The sequence below is a fragment of the Photobacterium chitinilyticum genome, from assembly GCF_004104355.1.
Classification (GTDB): domain Bacteria; phylum Pseudomonadota; class Gammaproteobacteria; order Enterobacterales; family Vibrionaceae; genus Photobacterium; species Photobacterium chitinilyticum.
Map to the genome: position 1 here is coordinate 121,788 of NZ_RJLM01000007.1, position 18,892 is coordinate 140,679.

The window sequence follows — 18,892 nt, forward strand, 5'->3', positions numbered from 1 at the left end:
TGTGCTATTTCTTAGGTTTCTTTTTCGGTTCTGTCGCCTGCATGATGCTCCACCACTCATTATCTGCGGCGATTTGCCCCTGCTCGTCCAGCGGTGGGTACGGTAGTCCTTTGCGGCGGGCGACTTTAGCCAGTACCGGGTGGCCGCGTTCAAACAAGATACGGTGAACAACCTCGTCAGACAGCTGGGTTTTTTCCAGGTCGTACATCCCCGCAATCTGGCGCTGACGCTGGGCCTCGTACAAAATAAGGGCGCTGGCAACCGAGACATTCAACGACTGTACCATACCTACCATCGGAATGATGATGTCCTGATCGGCCAGGGCAAGGGCTTCAGGTGTGATCCCATTTTTTTCCCCGCCAAGGATAATGGCAGTGGGCTTGGTGTAATCCACATCACGAAAATCAATCGCGCTGTCTGATAGGTTGGTTGCCAGTACCTGCATGCCTTGCTCTTTCAGGGCATTGACGGCATTGACCATGTTGTCATGGGTTTCGAGCTCGACCCAGTTACGGGCGCCCGCTGAGGTATGGCTCAGTACGCGCATGCCGTCTTTTGGCCAGACGGCATGGACTTTGTGTACGCCGACCGCATCGGCAGTACGGATAATCGCGGAGACATTATTGGGTTTATGCACTTCTTCCATGCATACCGTCAGATCTGGCTGGCGAGTGGCCAGGACAGATTGAATACGTTGAAAACGATCGGGAGTCATAGTGTTCTTTGTCTTTCTTTAATAAAGAAAACGCCCGAAAACGGGCGTTTATGTTCAGTATAGGAAATGCTGGATTGACCAGTCAGCCCTGTTAGCAATTAGTTCTTCTGGCGGGATACGCGGACGACATTCGGCATAACCCGGATGCGGCGCATGATATTGGCCAGATGAATTCGCCCTTTGGTCGTCAGGCGCACCGTGATGGTATATAGCCTGCCATCTTTTTCTTCGGTGGCCAGCCCCTGGATATTGGAGCCAGTTGCGGCAATGGTATTGGTCAGATCGGCCAATGCGCCCTGATGGTTCTGCATGTCGACTTTCAGGTTGGTCACGAACTCCTGTTCGAAGTCTTCGCTCCATTCCACCGGCATGTATTTGTCCGGTTCTCTCTGATAGCCGCGAATGTTGGCGCATTCTTCACGGTGGATCACCAGTCCCTTGCCCGGGCTGACATGGGCCATGATCGGATCACCATTGATTGGGTGGCAGCAGTTGGCAAAGGTCAGCAAGATACCGTCAGCCCCTTGGATTGGCAGGCGCTGGTCGGTTTTTCTGGCTGTCAGTTCGTCGGCATTGCCCAGAAGGCGCCGTGCAATCACCACGCTCATCAATTCACCCAGACCAATATCGGTCAGCAGGTCGTCCATGGTTTCCAGGCGCAAGTCGGCAAGAACCTGATTCAGGTTGTCCGGAATAATTTGATCAATACTCAGATCGCCCAGTGCATGGTTGAGCAGGCGGCGGCCAAGAGTGATCGACTCTTCCCTGCGCATGGTTTTCAGCACCTGACGGATTTTGGTCCGTGCCCGTGATGTCACCACATAGTTGAGCCAGGCAGCATTCGGACGTGCCCCCGGTGCGCTGATGATATCAATGGTTTGGCCGTTTTTCAGCGGTTTGCTCAGCGGGTAAGGCTGGCGCTCGACCCGTGCCCCGACGCAGGCATTACCGACATCGGTATGTACCGCGTAGGCAAAGTCGACGGCTGTTGCCCCGACAGGGAGCTCGACAATCCGGCCCTTTGGCGTGAAGACGTAGATCTCGTCCGGGAACAGATCTGATTTTACGTTTTCGATGAATTCAAATGAGCTGCCGGCGCTTTGCTGCAGTTCCAGCAGGCTCTGCATCCAGCGCTGGGCTTTGACCTGAGCGGTCGTGCCGCTGCTTTCACCGTCTTTGTATGTCCAGTGTGCCGCCACCCCTTTGTCTGCCATCTGATCCATATCTTCGGTACGGATCTGCACTTCGACCGGCACTCCATGGGGGCCGACCAGCGAGGTGTGCAGCGACTGATAGCCATTGGCTTTGGGGATGGCGATATAGTCTTTCATCCGGCTCGGGCGGGGTTTGTACAGGTTGTGTACCTGCCCCAGTACGCGATAGCAGGTATCCAGATCCTTGATCAGTACGCGGAAGGCGTAGATGTCCATGATCGAATGAAAACGCTGCTCCTTGTTCTTCATCTTGTTGTAGATGGAGTACAGGTTTTTCTCGCGGCCCAATACTTTGCCTTCAATCCCCGCATCCTCGAGACGTCCCTCGATTTCGGCGTGGATCTTATTAATCATTTCTTTTCGGTTGCCGCGTGCAGAAGCCACCACTTCTTTCAGTACCCGATAGCGGTTAGGGTACAGCGCTTCAAAGCCCAGCTCTTCAAGCTCGGTTTTGATGTTGTGGATACCTAGGCGGTGGGCTAACGGAGAGAAAATCTCCAATGTCTCGCGGGCAATACGGCGGCGTTTGTCCGGACGCAGGGCGCCCAAGGTACGCATATTGTGCGTACGGTCAGCCAGCTTGATCAGAATGACACGGATATCATGGGCCATGGCCATGATCATCTTGCGGAAGTTCTCGGCTTGCGCTTCTTTGCGATCGCGGAACTTCAGTTTATCCAGCTTCGATACCCCGTCGACCAGCTCGGCTACCGTAGAGCCGAAACGGCTGGCGAGATCGTCTTTGGTGACCTCGGTATCTTCGATAACGTCGTGGAGCAGAGCTGCCATTAGCGTCTCGTAGTCGAGGCGCATTTCCGCAAGGATGCGGGCTACGGCAATCGGGTGGATAATGTATGGTTCGCCGCTTGAGCGGGTTTGCCCCTCGTGGGCATCTCGCGCAACGAGATACGCCTGCCTGAGCGCCTCAATTTGAGACTCAGGCAGGTATTCGATTGCGACTTCTTTCAGGCTATCAAAAAGATACAATTCGCCCGGTTCCCTGAATTAACGGTGGTCGCCTGCAATAGCGCTAACAGCTGCTAGCTCTGCTGCTTCTTGCTCTTGAAGTTCCTGACGCTCGCGAGCATCCAGGATATCTTTAGTGATCAGGCCTTCTTCGATTTCACGAAGTGCGATCACTGTATACTTATCGTTTTCTTCCGGAACCAGTGGATCCTTACCGCCAGTTTGCATCTGACGAGCGCGGCGTGAAGCAATTTGGATCAGATCGAAACGGTTGCCAATTTTATCAACAGCGTCTTGAACGGTTACGCGTGCCATGGAGGACTCCAGTGGTTATATATAAAAGAAGGAAAATTGTACAAAAATACTTACTGTTCCGCCAGTAGGGCTTTGAGCATGCTGTTATATTTAGCAGCTTGTTTGTCTTGCTTCAATCGCTCTGCACGAATAATGGCCTTAAAATCCATCAGTGCAACGTCGAAATCATCATTGACGATAACATAATCGTACTCGTCATAATGGGAGATTTCCGAACGTGCTTCCTGCATGCGACGGGCAATAATGGTTTCGCTGTCCTGGCCGCGGGCGTTTAGACGACGCTCCAGCTCCTCTTTTGACGGAGGCAGAATGAACAGGCTTTTGGCTTGTGGCATTTGTTTGCGGATTTGACGCGCGCCCTGCCAGTCGATATCCAAAAAGACATCGATGCCTTTATTAAGCTGTTCCTCAATCCAAGGACGAGAGGTCCCGTAATAGTTACCAAAGACTTCGGCATGTTCAAGGAATGCACCTTGTTCTGCCAGATCAGTAAATTCTTCGACACTAATGAAGTTGTAATGAACACCGTGTTCTTCACCCGGGCGCATGCCGCGTGTGGTGTGGGATACGGATACTTTCATGTCATAGGTCGGATTTGTTTCAAGAAGGGCGTTAATCAAGCTTGATTTACCAGCGCCACTTGGAGCCGACACGATGTATAGAGTACCTTTGCTCATTGCCTATTTCACTCAGTGATAGAAGGGCGCGCAGATTATCATGATCTGGGCACAATTGAAATTATCTGATTGCCTGAAAAATCATCTTTTTCAAACGCTATGGCCGTAATCTTAAGCCTAGATGGATTTTGGCGTTGTGCCTGTGCGACGAAGGCTATCAAAAAAGGCAGTGTTCGCACTGCCTTTTTTATCTCGCGAGTTGTGACTATTCGATGTTCTGGATCTGCTCGCGCATCTGTTCAATCAAGACTTTCAGTTCAACGGCCGAAGCGGTGATATCGGTGCTGATGGACTTTGAGGCCAGGGTATTCGACTCGCGGTTGAACTCCTGCATCATGAAATCAAGACGACGGCCGCAGGCGCCGCCTTTTTTCATGATCTTCTGGGTTTCTTTTACATGGGAGTCAAGGCGGTCCAGCTCTTCAGCGACATCGCTTTTTTGTGCCATCAGGATCAGCTCCTGCTCGATACGACCTGGGTCGACCTCAACTTTGGCCTCTTCAAAGCGGGTTGTCAGGCGTTCACGCTGCCAGCTGATGATTTCAGGCATTTGTTGGCGGACTTTCGCTGCTTCAATGGCGATGGCTTTCAGGCGCTGGTCAATCAGATCCTTCATGTTCTTGCCTTCGCTGGCACGTGCCGCGATGAAGTCATTGATGGCCTCGTCAAAACCGGCCAGCAGATCTTTGTTGATAGCATCCAGATCTTGCTCCGGAGCTTCCATTACACCAGGCCAGTTCAGAACTTGGAATGGTCCGATATTGCCTTCGCCGGATGTTTCTTTTACCCACTTGGCAGCTTTGATAACCTGCTTGGCCAAATCTTCGTTGATGCTCAGTTCGCTGTTGGCGGCGGTATTGGCTTCAAAACGCAGGTTGCATTCCACTTTTCCGCGGGCCAGGCGCTTGCGGAAGCGCTCGCGCAGTACAGGTTCCAAGCCTCGGAATTGTTCTGGCATACGCAGGTACGTTTCCAGATAACGCTGATTGACAGAACGAATTTCCCAAACGGCAGTGCCCCAGTCGCCTTTTACTTCACGACGGGCATAGGCGGTCATGCTATGGATCATTGGCTGATGGCCCTTTTTATATGATGGAATGTAACTACTTATTAGGCTTACGGCTATAAAGCAGGAAGCAAAATAGAAAGGATAGGTGCGTAGTTACCGGATAGTGCTGATTATACTCACCATTCCGAACAAAAGAAATGAAGTGCTACGTTAGGCTTTTATTTCGCAACCCGCAGTATAGGGATTAACGTGCACTGCGTCTGAGAACTGGCTATAATCGCCGGTTAATGTAGCCCAGCTAAAGGTAAAGTCCCGATGCGTCCAAGCGGAAGAAGCACCAGTCAAGTACGTCCTATTACGATCACTCGTAATTTCACAGCACATGCTGAAGGTTCAGTATTAGTCGAGTTCGGCGATACGAAAGTGATCTGTACAGCAAGTGTAGAAGAAAATGTACCCCGCTGGTTAAAAGGCAAAGGACAGGGTTGGGTAACGGCTGAATACGGTATGCTGCCGCGCGCAACGCATTCGCGTAACCGCCGTGAGGCTGCCAGCGGCAAGCAAGGCGGCCGTACCATGGAAATCCAGCGCCTGATCGCTCGTAGTCTTCGCGCTGCGGTTGATTTGGAAGCGCTGGGCGAGCAGATGATCACGGTTGACTGTGATGTTATCCAGGCGGATGGCGGTACCCGTACCGCATCGATTACCGGTGCGATGGTTGCTCTGGTTGATGCCATCAACTATATGATCGAGAAAGGTCTGCTTAAGGAAAGCCCGCTGAAGGGAATGGTTGCTGCCGTGTCGGTGGGCATCTATAACGGCGAGCCAATCTGTGATCTGGAATATGTCGAAGATTCTGCTGCCGAGACCGACATGAACGTGGTGATGACCGAAGAAGGCAAGATGATCGAAATTCAGGGCACCGCGGAGGGCGAGGCCTTTAGCCACGAAGAATTACTGGCAATGCTGGCCCTGGCAAAGGACGGCATTGACGACATTATCGGCGTTCAGAAGCGAGCGTTGGAAAATTAATTATTGAGCGACTCTATTGAGTCGCTTTTTTTTGTCTAAATTTTGGTGATGCAGTCAATCAGCAAGGTTTGGAATCTGTGTAGCAGCACAACTATAGAAAAAAAAGGAGAAACCATGAAAGCATATCAGCGTCAGTTCATCGAATTCGCCCTGGAAAAAGGTGTTCTTAAGTTTGGTGAGTTTACTCTGAAATCTGGCCGCAAGAGCCCGTACTTTTTTAATGCGGGATTGTTCAATACAGGTCGTGACTTAGCGCGCCTTGGCCGTTTTTACGCTGAAGCTTTAGTGGATGCCGGTATCGACTACGATGTACTGTTTGGTCCTGCGTACAAGGGGATCCCGATTGCGACAACGACAGCGGTGGCACTGGCGGATCATCATGATGTCGATACGCCTTATTGTTTCAACCGCAAAGAAGCCAAAGCACACGGCGAGGGCGGTAACTTGGTCGGCAGCGAACTGGAAGGTCGTATTATGCTGGTTGATGATGTGATCACGGCCGGTACGGCAATCCGTGAGTCGATGGAAATCATCAAGGCCAACGGTGCGGATTTGGCCGGTGTACTGGTTGCGATTGACCGTCAGGAGAAAGGCAAGGGCGAGCTGTCGGCGATTCAGGAAGTCGAGCGTGACTTCGGCTGTGCGGTGATCTCCATTGTTTCGCTGGGTGATGTAGTCAGCTACCTGGAAGAGCAGGACGGCATGGAGACACACCTTGGTGCGGTGAAGGCGTACCGTGCGGAATACGGGGTGTAAGAGAAGTTCTAGGAAGGGGTAAAGCTTAACCCCCTCCCGGCCTCTCCCTTGAAAAATGGGAGGAGCAAAAATTGCGTACTATTGAGTTTGCAGTGGTCGTATAAACTAAAAAAGCGAGAGGTATCTGCCTCTCGCTTTTTTATTTCGACACTTGCGCCTCGAAACTCGGCTCTGGACTTAACCTAATTCCGCACTCAGCAGTCGCCAGTAGTCGTCAAAGCTTTCGGTCGGTTTGTACTTGAAGTTTGAACGTACGAAGCGGTTCAGGCTGCCTTCTACCTGACCAAGTAACTGTGCAGCCAGGATACTTTCATCCACAGGGAAGCCTTTGCCTTCTCGCAGCTTGCGCTCGCGTAGGATTTGGCGTAGCTGGGTTTCGATGCGCTCAAACAGTTGGTTGATACGCGCCTGGAGGCGGTCTTGCTCGAACATCAGAGCATGACCGGTCATAATACGCGTCAGGCCGGGGTTGCGTTCTGCAAAGCCCAGGATCAGCTGCAATACCATCCGCAGGCGGTTGAGGGTGTCTTTCTCGTCATCGAGGATACGATTGATACGTGTGGTGATTGAGTCTTCGATGAATTCAATCAACCCTTCGAACATCCGTGCCTTGCTCGGGAAATGGCGGTACAGGGCGGCTTCGGAAACACCAACCTGTGCTGCCAGCTTGGCGGTAGTAATACGTTGGCTGCCCTGGGCAGACTCCAGCATTTGCGCCAGCGCTTGCAAAATTTCTTCGCGGCGATTGTTTTTTTTGTTGCCAGCCATGAATAACCGTTCCTTTTCGAAATGAGTCTGTCATCAGGCAGTTTGTAGCCTGCCGATCAAACCCGCTTATCTTAGCGATGCAGCCGCGCTGTGAAAAGCACTGGCTGCAGATACTGATCTCTTTATCGACAAAAAAAGCTCAACCTGAAGAGGCGAGCTTTATATTTGATCTCATTCGACTAATTCGTCATCAGCTGATAGCGAATGTCTGCCTGCCAATAGGACGCTTAGCGGCGGCCGGAGTGGCCGAACCCACCTTCGCCGCGATCACTGGTATCAAAGTCAGAGACGATATTGAAGTCGGCCTGTACCACAGGGACAAAGACTAGTTGGGCGATACGGTCGCCCGGTTCAATGGTAAAGGTGCTGTGGCCCCGGTTCCAAACCGATACCATTAGCTGGCCCTGATAGTCTGAGTCGATAAGGCCGACCAGATTCCCCAGGACGATACCGTGCTTATGGCCAAGTCCCGAGCGAGGCAGAATAGTTGCTGCCAGACTTGGATCGGCAATATGGATAGCAAGGCCTGTGGGTATCAGGTGCGTTTGGCCGGGCTCAACGGTGAGCGCCTCATCCAGGCAAGCACGTAGGTCGAGGCCAGCAGACCCTTCCGTCGCATAGGCAGGAAGCGGAAATTCATTCCCGACGCGCGGGTCGAGGATTTTCAGGTCAATCTTATTCATGCTTGTTTCTCTTTATCTAGTTTCTCTTTATACAGTGCAATGATTTCACTGATCAGCTGCTGTCCGAGATCGTGTTTTGGCGCGAGGGGCAGGGCTTTGTCACCATCAGCCCAGAATAAGTGCAGGGCATTGCTGTCGCTGTTAAATCCCTGGCCTTGCTGGGACACATCATTGGCACAGATTAAATCCAGGTTTTTGCGGCTGAGCTTGCCGCGGGCATATTGTTCGATATCCTGAGTCTCTGCCGCAAAGCCGACAGTGAACGGACGTTGCCTGGTCAGCCCTGCCACGCTAGCTACGATATCCGGATTTTTGATCAGCCGAAGGATCATTTCATCCTCGCCGGACTTTTTTTTCATTTTCTGAGAGGCGATCTCTGCCGGACGAAAATCGGCAACAGCGGCACAGGAGATGAAGATATCGTGGTTGGTTGCGGCCTCAAGGGCTGCCTGGTGCATCTGCTCGGCGCTTTCAGTATTGATACGAGCGACGTTCGCAGGGGCGGGCAGATTGACCGGGCCGCTGATCAGGGTGATTTGTGCACCGCGTTTGGCTGCGGCTTCGGCAATGGCGTAACCCATTTTGCCTGAACTGTGGTTGGTCAGGTAGCGAACCGGGTCGATGGCTTCTCGGGTCGGGCCGGCAGTGATAGCTATTTTGACATTACACAAGTCGGCTGGCTGAAAGAAAGCCTCGGCATGATGAACCAGCTGCATCGGCTCAAGCATCCGTCCCGGACCGACATCGCCACAGGCCTGCTCGCCGCTGCCCGGTCCCCAGATAGGGAAACCTCGGCGTTTTAGGGTCGCAAGGTTTTCCTGTGTTGCGACGTTAAGGTACATCTGCTGGTTCATTGCAGGAGCCACGGCGACAGGTGAGTCGCTGGCAAGGCATAGGGTGGATAACAAATCATTGCCCATTCCGGCGCTGATGCGGGCAATCAGGTCGGCAGTCGCCGGTGCCAGCAGTATCAGGTCGGCCCATTTACCCAGCTCGATATGGCCCATCGATGCCTCGGCTGCGGGATCGAAAAGGCTATCAGAGACAGGATATCCCGAGACCGCCTGCATGGTCAGCGGAGTAATAAACTCCTGGGCGGCCTTGGTCATCACGATACGCACCTCGGCACCGCGCTCTATTAAACGGCGTGTCAGCTCTGCACACTTATAAGCTGCAATTCCGCCGCTGATCCCCAGAAGTATTTTTTTTCCTGCCAGTGTTTGCATTGTTCTGCCTGTCTGTCTCTGTGAGCCTATTCAATCTGGTCAACAAGATAGCACAAAGGACATGAGATTCACCGTTCGAGATCAAGCGACAATCAGGATGGAGTGCAAGTTTTTGTTGTTAATCAAGCTCTTTATTACTAAGTATGCTGCCTCTGTCATGGAATAATTTTTCGCTGTTCATAGGATAAATATGAATAACATTCAAATTTAAACAGGACGAACCTCAAATGGAATTACGTTGTCGAAGTAAATTATTGTTGCTGGTTTTGTTACCTGTACTGCTTGTTGCCACCCTAGTTAACCTTGTGTATCTAAGTGAACAAAAAGCAAACCTCGACGAGCAAGTTGTGACTTACCGGGATCAGATTTTGACCTTGAAAAAGGAGGAATTAAAAGGCGCCATTCAGCTGGCCCGAACGGCGGTGGAAGATCTTTACGAGGGGGATCGCGATGGTGAGAACATTGCGGCGGCCAAAAAAATCCTTAAGGCAATGCGCTTTGGCGGTGACGGCTATTTTTTTGCCTATGACTCTAAAGGCATCAATACCATGCACGCAGCCCTGCCGAAACTGGAAGGTAAGAACCTGATTGATGTGGTGGATGAGAATGGTGTCAGGGTGATTGCTGGACTGATTGATACCGCCAAGCAAGGTGATGGATATTTAAATTTCAGTTGGCACAAACCGTCGATAAATGGCACGGCACCGAAGCTTGGGTATGCAGAATACCTTCCGAACTGGGACTGGGTGCTGGCAACGGGTGTTTATATTGATGAAATTGATGTCGATGTTGCACATTTTGAGATACAGACTCAGGCGAAGTTCGAGAAGCAGCTATGGCTGTCTCTGGGGATTACTGCGGCTGTCATTCTCCTGACCAGCATCGTTGTTATCTGGGTGACTGGTCGTGCGATCAAGCCGTTAAACCATATGGTGCAGGCATTGGAGCTAATTGCGGCTGGTGGTGGTGATCTCACGGCACGGCTGGCGGTCACCAGCGGTGATGAAATCGGTGAGCTGGCGACGGCTTTTAATGGCTTTATGGCTAAGCTTCAGCAGCTGATTGGCGAAATTCAGCAAGTGACAGAACATGTTGACCTGGCATCGCACACCTTGCAGCAGCAATTTACAGTTGCAGGGAACCAGATGGAGCAGCACAGCCGAGAAACCGAGCAGGTTGTTGCAGCGGTATCTGAAATGAGTGCATCAGCCCGTGAAGTGGCTGCCAACACCGTCCATACTGCGACTGCAACCCAGGAAGCGGCGGATCAAACCGTGTCGGCCCAGAACGAGGTGGACACGGTGGTTCACGGTATCGAGCAACTGGCCGAAAACGTAGATAATGCCGGGCAGGCTATGGCCGTACTCAATGAGCAGGCCGGTCGAATCAACTCTGTGCTAACGGTGATTGGCGACATAGCCGATCAGACAAACCTGCTGGCGTTGAATGCGGCGATAGAGGCTGCCAGAGCGGGAGAGCAGGGCCGTGGTTTTGCCGTGGTTGCCGATGAGGTTCGCTCGTTGGCTGGACGGACACAGCAGAGTACGGAAGAAATAAATCAGATGCTTAGTGAATTACAGACAGGGACTCGGAAAGCCGTTGATGCGATGCAGATCAGCCAGAACCGTAGCCAAGAAACCTTGGTAGAGTCTCAAAATATTACTACAAGTTTGCGTTTGGTAAATGAGGCGGTTGTCAATATAAATGCTATGGGGACCCAGACGGCGACAGCGGCAGAGGAGCAGAGTAATGTTTCAGAGGAAATTAATACCAACTTAATGTCGATCCAGCAGATTTTAACTGATTTGGTCGATGCTCTTTCTGGCACTCAGACCACCACCACGCAGCTCGCCGCTTCTGGGGAGCGGATGCGTGAGCTCGTAGGGCGGTTTAGGCTGTAATGCAACCCAGGTGCTTTTTTGCGAAGGTTTTCTCACAAGCAGCGGCAAGTTCTTGTCTTGTAGTCGATAAAGTCCTCTTCTGTAGCTAATTACAGGAGAGACTCTATGTCTTTGAAGCAGTTACCACCGGCTTCCCGCCCGCGGGAAAAGCTATTGTCCCATGGGCCAGAAGCATTAACCGATGCCGAGTTGCTGGCGATATTCCTGCGTACCGGTATCGCTGGCATGAATGCCGTCGAGCTGGCGACCTACCTTCTGGAGCAGTTTGGCTCGTTACGTGCTTTGCTGGCGGCAAGCAAGGACGATTTTTGTCAGCATAAAGGGTTGGGGCCTGCCAAATATGCCTTGCTTCAGGCAGTTTTGGCGATGAGCCACCGGCATTTTGAAGAAACATTGAAAAAAGAAGATGCTCTTACCAGCCCTGCACATACCCGCCGCTATCTTAGTCAAAAGTTACGAGATAGGCACCGCGAAGCGTTTTACGTATTGTTTTTGGATAACCAGCATCGGGTGCTGACTGGAGAGGTACTTTTTGAAGGAACAATTGACTCCGCAAGCGTTTATCCGCGAGAAGTTGTAAAAAGATCACTGGAACTTAATGCAGCCGCGCTCATTTTAGCGCATAATCACCCGTCAGGCGTAGCAGAGCCGAGTCAGGCAGATCGTCGAATTACACGAAGAATCAGCGATGCGCTGGCCTTGGTCGATATTCGCATCCTAGATCATTTTGTTGTAGGTGATGGAGAGATTGTTTCTTTCGCCGAGCGGAATTGGCTATAAAATAGCCAAAATTCGATCAAAAAGTTGAGAAAGGACTGCTCGGGACTTGAGCAACTGGTTTTGACTTAGTATAATGCGCGACCTTTGATAGCTGTGGTTATATGTAAAAAGTTTTTTTTGCATTGAATTAACCACGGTAGATATCGAGCTGAAACGATTTGGAGAAGACAGTAATGTCCCGAGTATGCCAAGTAACTGGTAAGCGTCCTGTAACGGGTAACAACCGTTCACACGCACGTAATGCCACCAAGCGTCGTTTTCTGCCGAACCTGCAAACTCATCGTTTCTGGGTAGAAAGCGAAAAACGCTTCGTTAAACTACGCCTTTCTGCGAAAGGTATGCGTATCATTGACAAGAAAGGTATCGATACCGTTCTTGCAGATATGCGTACTCGCGGCGAGAACGTTTAAGAGGATTTGAACAATGGCTAAAGGCATTCGTGAGAAGATCCGTCTAGTATCATCTGCTGGTACAGGCCACTTCTACACTACCGACAAAAACAAGCGTAACATGCCAGGTAAATTCGAGATCAAGAAATTTGATCCTGTAGTTCGCAAGCACGTTATGTACAAAGAAGCTAAAATCAAGTAATTGATTTTTTCTATTCTTTGATAAAAACCCGGCTTTATGCTGGGTTTTTTTATGTCTGCAGTTTGCTGCTGGCTGTGCTTCCTCTATATCATGCGAACGCTGCTTTGGTGTTATATTCATAGAGTAGTCAAACTGAGAAATAAAGGAATAACTATGGGGATCAAGCTGTCACGGCGGGGCTGGAACAATGTCATAATTATTGCTGTCGTGCTCTTTATTGCTGTTATTCAGTTTCCTGATTTAATCAGGGAGCGGTTTGCCACCGATGACATACATTCGTCTTCGAATGTACAATTTCTGTTGCCCGAGCAGGCCGTTGTATCGCGGCTGGTCCTGCCGCAGCATGTCTTTACTCCTCAAGACCTTCAAGGTGGCAGCTGGACCGCAGAGCCTCAGATTGAAGGGGCTCCCCAGACATTCGTTGAGCATTGGCAGTCTCTCGCTGGTACTATCGTCGATGATGGTATGATATCTCAGCTAAAGCCGCAGCTGAGCTCTCCAAGAACCGTCGAGGTATGGTTACAATCGGCTGATGAGCCTGTACGGGTAACTGTGTACCAATTACCGCAGTTTTGGTTGTTGAGAAGCTGGCAGGGCACTTGGTTGGCGATTTCGGTCGACGAGTCGTATCTATTTCCTAATTGATCTGATTGTGGAGCTGAACCATGCCTGAGCTACCTGAAGTCGAAGTCAGCAGAATGGGGATTTCTCCTCATGTCATTGGCCGTCGCGTGGCCGAAATCATCGTTCGCAATCCTAAGTTACGTTGGCCGGTGCCCGAGGAGATCCGTCAGATTGAAGGACAGGTGATCCGCCAGGTTAGCCGACGGGCAAAATACCTGTTACTTGAAACCGATATTGGCTATGCCATTGTCCATCTGGGGATGTCGGGCAGCCTGCGTGTGTTGCCAGCTTCGGTGCCGCCTGAAAAGCATGACCATGTTGATTTGGTCCTTTCGAGCGGTGAAATGCTGCGGTATAACGATCCGCGGCGGTTTGGAGCCTGGCTGTGGCAGCAGCCGCTGGATGAAGAGCATACGGTATTGAGCAAGCTCGGTCCCGAGCCTTTAAGTGATAGCTTTACAGCTGATTATCTGTTTGAAAAGGCTCAGGGAAAGCGAACTGCCATCAAGCAATTTATTATGGACAACCAGGTTGTTGTCGGTGTCGGAAATATTTATGCCAACGAGTCTTTGTTCAGTGCCGGAATTCATCCTAAACGAGCGGCTGGAGACGTCTCCCGTCACTGTATGACGGCATTGGTGGCCGAAGTGAAAGCCGTCCTGGCCTTCGCTATCGAGCAGGGCGGGACAACCCTGAAAGACTTCAAGAATGCAGACGGCAAGCCCGGCTATTTTGCTCAGGAGCTGCAGGTATACGGAAAGGGCGGTGAGCCTTGCCCGCGCTGTGACAAGACGCTGAGCGAGATGAAAATCGGACAGCGGGCAACGGTCTATTGTGGCGATTGCCAGAAATAACCCGACGTTGTTATCCCCCCATTCGCAGTACTCACACCGTTAGGCCATAGCGAAATAGAAAGTCTATAACTATGATTCTATGGTGATTGTATGAATTTGTGATATATCGCCTAGATAGATCAGTTGGGGAAAAGCTATTTATGAAATATCTTGTCACCGGAGCCGCCGGATTTATTGGTAGTGCGGTTTCAGAACGCCTGTGCGCACAGGGCCATGAGGTCATCGGTATTGATAATATCAATGACTATTACGATATCAACCTGAAGCTGGCGCGTCTGGATAGAATAAGCCATCCGGCATTTACCTTCATTAAAATGGATCTTGCCGACCGGGAAGGTATTGCTGACTTGTTTGCGGACCAGTGTTTTGAGCGTGTTATTCACTTGGCCGCACAGGCTGGTGTGCGCTATTCCATTGATAATCCGCTTGCGTATGCTGACAGCAACCTTGTCGGCCACCTGACGATACTGGAAGGCTGCCGGCAGCACCATGTTCAACATCTCGTGTATGCCTCCTCAAGCTCGGTATATGGCCTGAATCAAAAGATGCCGTTTGATACCGCGGATAGTGTCGATCACCCTATTTCCCTGTATGCGGCAACCAAGAAATCCAATGAGTTGATGGCCCACACCTATTCCCATCTGTACGGCCTTCCGACAACCGGTTTGCGCTTTTTTACGGTTTACGGTCCCTGGGGACGGCCAGATATGGCGCTGTTTAAGTTCACCAAAAAGATTGTTGGAGGTGAGCCAATTGATATCTACAACAATGGTGATATGCACCGTGACTTTACCTATATCGACGATATCGTCGAAGGGATTATCCGCATACAGGACGTGCTCCCAAGAACAAACCCAGAATGGAGTGTTGAAGCCGGTACGCCGGCAACCAGCTCGGCACCCTACCGCGTTTATAATATTGGCCACGGTAGTCCGGTAAAGCTGATGGATTACATCAATGCGCTGGAAGAGGCGTTGGGTATCGAAGCGAAGAAAAACTTTATGCCAATGCAGCCAGGTGACGTATACGCGACTTACGCGGATACGGAAGACTTATTTGAAATGACAGGTTATAAGCCTGAAGTATCTGTCAGGCAGGGGGTTAAAGCCTTTGTTGACTGGTACCGAGAGTTTTATCAATGCTAGCCAAAGAAGTGTTCAGCTGGGTACAAAAAGGAGGCGTGGCCTCCTTTTTTACCTATATCATGATTGGCAATCTGTTATCCGTGCAGTTTTTTTAGCAAGGCGTCCGTGACATACGGGTCGACAAACTGGCTAACGTCTCCGTGGTGCAATGCGACTTCTTTTACAATCGTAGAAGAGATGAAAGAGTTCTCTTCTGCCGGGGTCAGAAATACTGTCTCGAGTTCAGGCATCAGGCGGCGGTTCATGTTGGCCAGTTGGAATTCGAATTCAAAGTCAGATACGGCTCGTAGTCCGCGGACCAAAATATTGGCCTGGTATTCTTTCGCAAAATCAACCAGCAGTCCGGAAAAGCCAACAATCTCGACATTGGTGAGGTGCTGGGTAATACGCTTGGCAAGTTGAACTCGCTCCTCGAGATCAAACAGGGGCTTTTTGCTAGGGCTGAAGGCAATACCGACCACAACGTGGTCAAACATCGCGGCTGCGCGTTCGATGAGATCAAGGTGCCCGTTGGTGATGGGATCAAAGGTGCCGGGATAGATGACACGGGTATTCTTATTGTGCTTCACAAGGAGATCCTCAATACAAAGATGACGTTATGCTATCAAAAAAGCAGCAAGCTTCTCCATCTTTCAGGTGAATTGCTATGGTTAATTTTTCCTTATCTTGTATTATCCGGACGGATTGGTTTTAGTTGGAACAAGGTGCTATGAAAAAAGTTCTCGTTGTGCGAAATGATAAAATTGGTGATTTTATGCTGGCATGGCCCAGCTTTGCGATGCTCAAGCAGTCACTGCCAGAGTGCCAGATCACTGCCCTTGTTCCTAATTATACCGCCTCGATTGCCCAGTTATGTCCATGGATTGATGATGTGATTATTGATCCGACCTCAAAAGCGGACAAAGCGCAGCAGGCCGGTTTAGTGTCGCAGATCAAGCAACGTGATTTTGATGCTGCTATCTGCCTGTTCTCGAACGGTTACAATGCCAAGCTGCTCTGGCGCGCAGGTATTCCATACCGTCTTGCCCCTGCTACCAAACTGGCTCAATTACTGTTTACCCGTAGACTCAAGCAGCGTCGTTCACGCTCGGAAAAGCCGGAATTTGAATACAACCTGGATTTGATCCGTTATTTTCTTGATGACAACCAGATTGCCTGCCAAGAGCCGCAGGGCCCCTATCTTGCGTTTGCTGAAGAGGTACTGGCGACGCAAAAAACGCAGCTGGTGGCTCAATTGGCTCTGGATGCCAGCAAACCGTGGTGTTTTATCCATGTCGGAAGTGGCGGTTCGGCCAATAATCTGTCGTTGGAGCAGTATGCGGCTCTGATAAAGGGCGTGGCAGCAAAACATAACTGTGAGTTCGTATTGACTGCCGGGCCGGGAGAAGAGGCCATGGCCGCATCGCTTCATTCGTTGATCAAGGCTGATGTTGCCGCCTATATTTATGACAAAAACGACGGCCTGCAAGATTTTACCCGCTCTTTGGCTTGTGCCGATCTGTTTATTGCCGGTTCGACAGGCCCGCTGCATATCGCCGCCGCACTTGATATTCCGACCATTGGTTTTTTCCCAAGCAAGCGTTCAGCGACGCCGTTACGCTGGAAGACGCTGAACACTGCTGGTCGTCATTTGGCATTTTGTCCGCCTGCTGGCAAAGGGCAGGATACGGACATGGAATTGATTGATATTGACGCCGTACTTGAAAAGGCTACGCCTTGGGCGGCTCAGTACTGCTCCTGATCCATAAGTCGGCATATTTCACGAAGGTGGAGTGTGCCGATAGAATTGACAGCAGAAACCCTTGCTTGCCATCAAGAAAGCCGGTTCTAAGGACATACATTTTCAAGAAACAGCCAATTGCATGAAGCAGTCCCTGGCCGATGCTGCTGCGTTTGCCGCGTTTTTCTCGCTGCTCAGCCCAGGCTTTTGCATATCCTGCCGATTTCACCAAATAATGGTGCAGATCGTTGTAGGTAAAGTGCAGCAGATCGCCTTCTAAAGGCAGTACCTTCATGTCCGGTGACAGCTCGACCTTCTCATGCACTAAGTCTTGGTTGTATTGTGTCAGCTTGGTTGGGTATAGGCGGTTGACCCTGTCCGGATACCAGCCGCAGTGGCGGATATAGCGGCCAAATACCCAGCTCAGGCGCGGAACACTGTATACCGTGTTGTCTTGCGGCGACGATAGCACCTGTAGGATGCTCTGCTTGAGATCCGGGGTGACACGCTCATCGGCATCTAGCCATAGTATGTAATCCGATTCGACATGGCTCTGGGCCAGCCGGCGCTGGGGACCAAATCCTGGCCAGTCGGCATTGACGAAAAACTTATCGGTATACTGGCGTGCGATAGACTCTGTGTTGTCGGTACTTCCGGCATCGAGCACAACAATTTCATCTGCCCATCCTTTGACTGACTCCAGGCAGGCCTGCAAGTTATCGGCTTCATTTTTAACGATCAGCGCAACAGCAAGGGTCGGCTTAGTGGCACTCATTTTTTCTCCTTAAGGATATGAAAGTCAGAAAGGGCTTTGTCGAGCATTGCAATAACAGCGTCGACGCGGATACGCTTCATCGCATCAGGATCTTTGACTCGACTACGCCAGGACTGCTGGTTCAGTGGTTTTCCTGTTTCAGCCTCAATGGCTTCCGGGTAGGCACTGACAACATAATCTTGATAACAGTAGGGGCCTGTCCGCTCCGGGTTGTGGTGGGCATAAAGGCCAATCACCGGGGTGTTGACCGCAACGGCCATGTGGGCCGGGCCAGTATCGGGTGCTGCGACCAGATCAGCCTGTGCCAATAAAGCGAGCATTTGTTTTAGGGTGCTTTTTCCGACCAGATCAGTCACTGGAACATTACACAGTTTGCTGACGCGCTCGGCCAGTTCTATTTCGACCTTGGCAGGACTGCCGGCCAATATCACTTTCATCCCTTTTGATACCGCATGTTCGGCTACTCTGGCATAGCCGTCGGCTGTCCAGTTCTTGAATGCCTTGCTGGCTGCAGGGACGATAACAAGCAACGGAGCCGGATCTGAATGTTGTTGCCGGGCCCAGTCTTTGTCGGCCTGGGATAGCTCTAGCTCCCAATGTGGTGTGATATTTTCAATACCGAGCGCCTGGGAAAATGCCATGAAGCCATCAAGTACATGAGGGGAGGCTGGCGAAGGAACGGGGTAGTTAATGAACCAGTTCTGCAAGTCGCTACTGCGGACACGGTCAAAACCAAGCCGGTATTTCGCCCTGATCCCAAGACTGGCGATGCTGGCTCTCAGCGCGGTTTGCAAATGTAGCAGCGCGTCGAATCTTTCGCCACGCAGTTGCCGCCACAGTTGGGTGTAGCCTTTAAACCCCAGTTTTTTATCAAAGGGAATGACACGTACGCCCGGTAAATCACCCAGTAGCTGTGCTTCTGCCTTGCCCATTACCCACGTTATTTTCGTCGTGGGCCATTGGCGCTGAATGGCCTGTACCATAGCACTGGCATTGCATGCGTCGCCGATGGCTGAAAGGCGGAGGATACATAATGAAGCCGGAGGAGACGAAAATAGGGCCATACTTAATTGCTCTAGAACTCATTAACCTGCATTATGCAGCTGGGATATAAAATTGTAAAACGACTCATTTTAACGCA

At 50.9% G+C, this 18,892-nt stretch carries 21 protein-coding genes; 10 read left to right on the forward strand and 11 right to left on the reverse strand.

Features of this window, described 5'->3' with window-relative positions:
- Window positions 1-4 precede the first annotated feature (4 nt).
- The 5 genes from trmH to EDI28_RS17000 form a co-directional block, all read right to left on the reverse strand.
- Entirely contained in the window at window positions 5-715 is a 711-nt protein-coding gene (gene trmH / locus EDI28_RS16980) for a tRNA (guanosine(18)-2'-O)-methyltransferase TrmH (RefSeq protein WP_128785078.1), read from the reverse strand.
- A gap of 98 nt (window positions 716-813) precedes the next feature.
- Complete coding sequence (spoT, locus tag EDI28_RS16985; protein WP_128785079.1) at window positions 814-2,916, reverse strand: bifunctional GTP diphosphokinase/guanosine-3',5'-bis pyrophosphate 3'-pyrophosphohydrolase; 2,103 nt, start codon at window positions 2,914-2,916, stop codon at window positions 814-816.
- 18 nt (window positions 2,917-2,934) lie between these two features.
- A complete protein-coding gene (gene rpoZ, locus EDI28_RS16990) occupies window positions 2,935-3,210 on the reverse strand; it encodes a DNA-directed RNA polymerase subunit omega (RefSeq protein ID WP_036821454.1) in 276 nt (91 codons plus the stop codon).
- 50 nt (window positions 3,211-3,260) lie between these two features.
- A complete protein-coding gene (gene gmk / locus EDI28_RS16995) occupies window positions 3,261-3,887 on the reverse strand; it encodes a guanylate kinase (RefSeq protein ID WP_128785080.1) in 627 nt (208 codons plus the stop codon).
- 205 nt (window positions 3,888-4,092) lie between these two features.
- Window positions 4,093-4,956: a YicC/YloC family endoribonuclease gene (locus EDI28_RS17000; RefSeq protein ID WP_128785081.1), complete on the reverse strand. Its 864-nt coding sequence runs from the start codon at window positions 4,954-4,956 to the stop codon at window positions 4,093-4,095.
- Window positions 4,957-5,211: 255 nt separating this feature from the next.
- Between EDI28_RS17000 and rph the strand changes: the two genes are divergently transcribed.
- Both rph and pyrE read left to right on the forward strand, forming a co-directional pair.
- The gene (gene rph / locus EDI28_RS17005; protein ID WP_128785082.1) at window positions 5,212-5,928 is read left to right on the forward strand and encodes a ribonuclease PH; all 717 of its coding nucleotides are present in this window, start codon (window positions 5,212-5,214) and stop codon (window positions 5,926-5,928) included.
- A gap of 114 nt (window positions 5,929-6,042) precedes the next feature.
- Window positions 6,043-6,684: an orotate phosphoribosyltransferase gene (gene pyrE, locus EDI28_RS17010; protein ID WP_128785083.1), complete on the forward strand. Its 642-nt coding sequence runs from the start codon at window positions 6,043-6,045 to the stop codon at window positions 6,682-6,684.
- Between the two features lie 177 nt (window positions 6,685-6,861).
- On the opposite strand, the gene slmA is transcribed toward pyrE, so the two are convergent.
- The 3 genes from slmA to coaBC all read right to left on the reverse strand — a co-directional run bounded on the left by slmA (window position 6,862) and on the right by coaBC (window position 9,361).
- On the reverse strand, window positions 6,862-7,452 hold the full coding sequence (slmA, locus tag EDI28_RS17015) for a nucleoid occlusion factor SlmA (protein ID WP_075763021.1): 591 nt from the start codon (window positions 7,450-7,452) through the stop codon (window positions 6,862-6,864).
- A 227-nt stretch (window positions 7,453-7,679) separates the two neighbouring features.
- Window positions 7,680-8,135, reverse strand: a complete 456-nt coding sequence (dut, locus tag EDI28_RS17020; RefSeq protein WP_128785084.1) for a dUTP diphosphatase — start codon at window positions 8,133-8,135, stop codon at window positions 7,680-7,682.
- Window positions 8,132-9,361, reverse strand: a complete 1,230-nt coding sequence (gene coaBC / locus EDI28_RS17025) for a bifunctional phosphopantothenoylcysteine decarboxylase/phosphopantothenate--cysteine ligase CoaBC (protein WP_128785085.1) — start codon at window positions 9,359-9,361, stop codon at window positions 8,132-8,134. Before coaBC ends, dut begins: the two co-directional genes overlap by 4 nt.
- A 227-nt stretch (window positions 9,362-9,588) precedes the next feature.
- Here coaBC and EDI28_RS17030 point away from each other — a divergent pair, with 227 nt between their 5' ends.
- The 7 genes from EDI28_RS17030 (at window position 9,589) to EDI28_RS17060 (ending at window position 15,256) form a co-directional block, all read left to right on the forward strand.
- Entirely contained in the window at window positions 9,589-11,262 is a 1,674-nt protein-coding gene (locus EDI28_RS17030; protein WP_128785086.1) for a methyl-accepting chemotaxis protein, read from the forward strand.
- 105 nt (window positions 11,263-11,367) lie between these two features.
- Window positions 11,368-12,042 (forward strand): RadC family protein, encoded by a 675-nt coding sequence (radC, locus tag EDI28_RS17035; RefSeq protein ID WP_128785087.1) that lies wholly within the window; start codon window positions 11,368-11,370, stop codon window positions 12,040-12,042.
- A gap of 173 nt (window positions 12,043-12,215) precedes the next feature.
- Window positions 12,216-12,452, forward strand: coding sequence for a 50S ribosomal protein L28 (rpmB, locus tag EDI28_RS17040; RefSeq protein WP_041156229.1), 237 nt, complete (start codon window positions 12,216-12,218; stop codon window positions 12,450-12,452).
- Window positions 12,453-12,465: 13 nt separating this feature from the next.
- Window positions 12,466-12,633, forward strand: coding sequence for a 50S ribosomal protein L33 (rpmG, locus tag EDI28_RS17045; protein ID WP_004405486.1), 168 nt, complete (start codon window positions 12,466-12,468; stop codon window positions 12,631-12,633).
- 153 nt (window positions 12,634-12,786) lie between these two features.
- Window positions 12,787-13,278: a hypothetical protein gene (locus EDI28_RS17050; protein ID WP_233353448.1), complete on the forward strand. Its 492-nt coding sequence runs from the start codon at window positions 12,787-12,789 to the stop codon at window positions 13,276-13,278.
- Between the two features lie 20 nt (window positions 13,279-13,298).
- The gene (gene mutM, locus EDI28_RS17055; RefSeq protein WP_128785088.1) at window positions 13,299-14,111 is read left to right on the forward strand and encodes a bifunctional DNA-formamidopyrimidine glycosylase/DNA-(apurinic or apyrimidinic site) lyase; all 813 of its coding nucleotides are present in this window, start codon (window positions 13,299-13,301) and stop codon (window positions 14,109-14,111) included.
- Window positions 14,112-14,251: 140 nt separating this feature from the next.
- A complete protein-coding gene (locus EDI28_RS17060; RefSeq protein WP_128785089.1) occupies window positions 14,252-15,256 on the forward strand; it encodes an NAD-dependent epimerase in 1,005 nt (334 codons plus the stop codon).
- Window positions 15,257-15,330: 74 nt separating this feature from the next.
- Here the strand turns inward: EDI28_RS17060 and coaD are convergent, their stop codons facing one another.
- A complete protein-coding gene (coaD, locus tag EDI28_RS17065) occupies window positions 15,331-15,825 on the reverse strand; it encodes a pantetheine-phosphate adenylyltransferase (RefSeq protein ID WP_128785090.1) in 495 nt (164 codons plus the stop codon).
- Between the two features lie 140 nt (window positions 15,826-15,965).
- On the opposite strand from coaD, the gene EDI28_RS17070 reads away from it, so the two are divergent.
- Complete coding sequence (locus tag EDI28_RS17070) at window positions 15,966-16,997, forward strand: glycosyltransferase family 9 protein (RefSeq protein WP_128785091.1); 1,032 nt, start codon at window positions 15,966-15,968, stop codon at window positions 16,995-16,997.
- Here EDI28_RS17070 and EDI28_RS17075 read toward each other — a convergent pair.
- Window positions 16,966-17,751, reverse strand: a complete 786-nt coding sequence (locus EDI28_RS17075) for a glycosyltransferase family 2 protein (RefSeq protein WP_128785092.1) — start codon at window positions 17,749-17,751, stop codon at window positions 16,966-16,968. The two genes, EDI28_RS17070 and EDI28_RS17075, sit on opposite strands and share 32 nt — an antisense overlap.
- On the reverse strand, window positions 17,748-18,815 hold the full coding sequence (locus EDI28_RS17080; RefSeq protein WP_128785093.1) for a glycosyltransferase family 9 protein: 1,068 nt from the start codon (window positions 18,813-18,815) through the stop codon (window positions 17,748-17,750). Before EDI28_RS17080 ends, EDI28_RS17075 begins: the two co-directional genes overlap by 4 nt.
- Window positions 18,816-18,892: the final 77 nt, after the last annotated feature.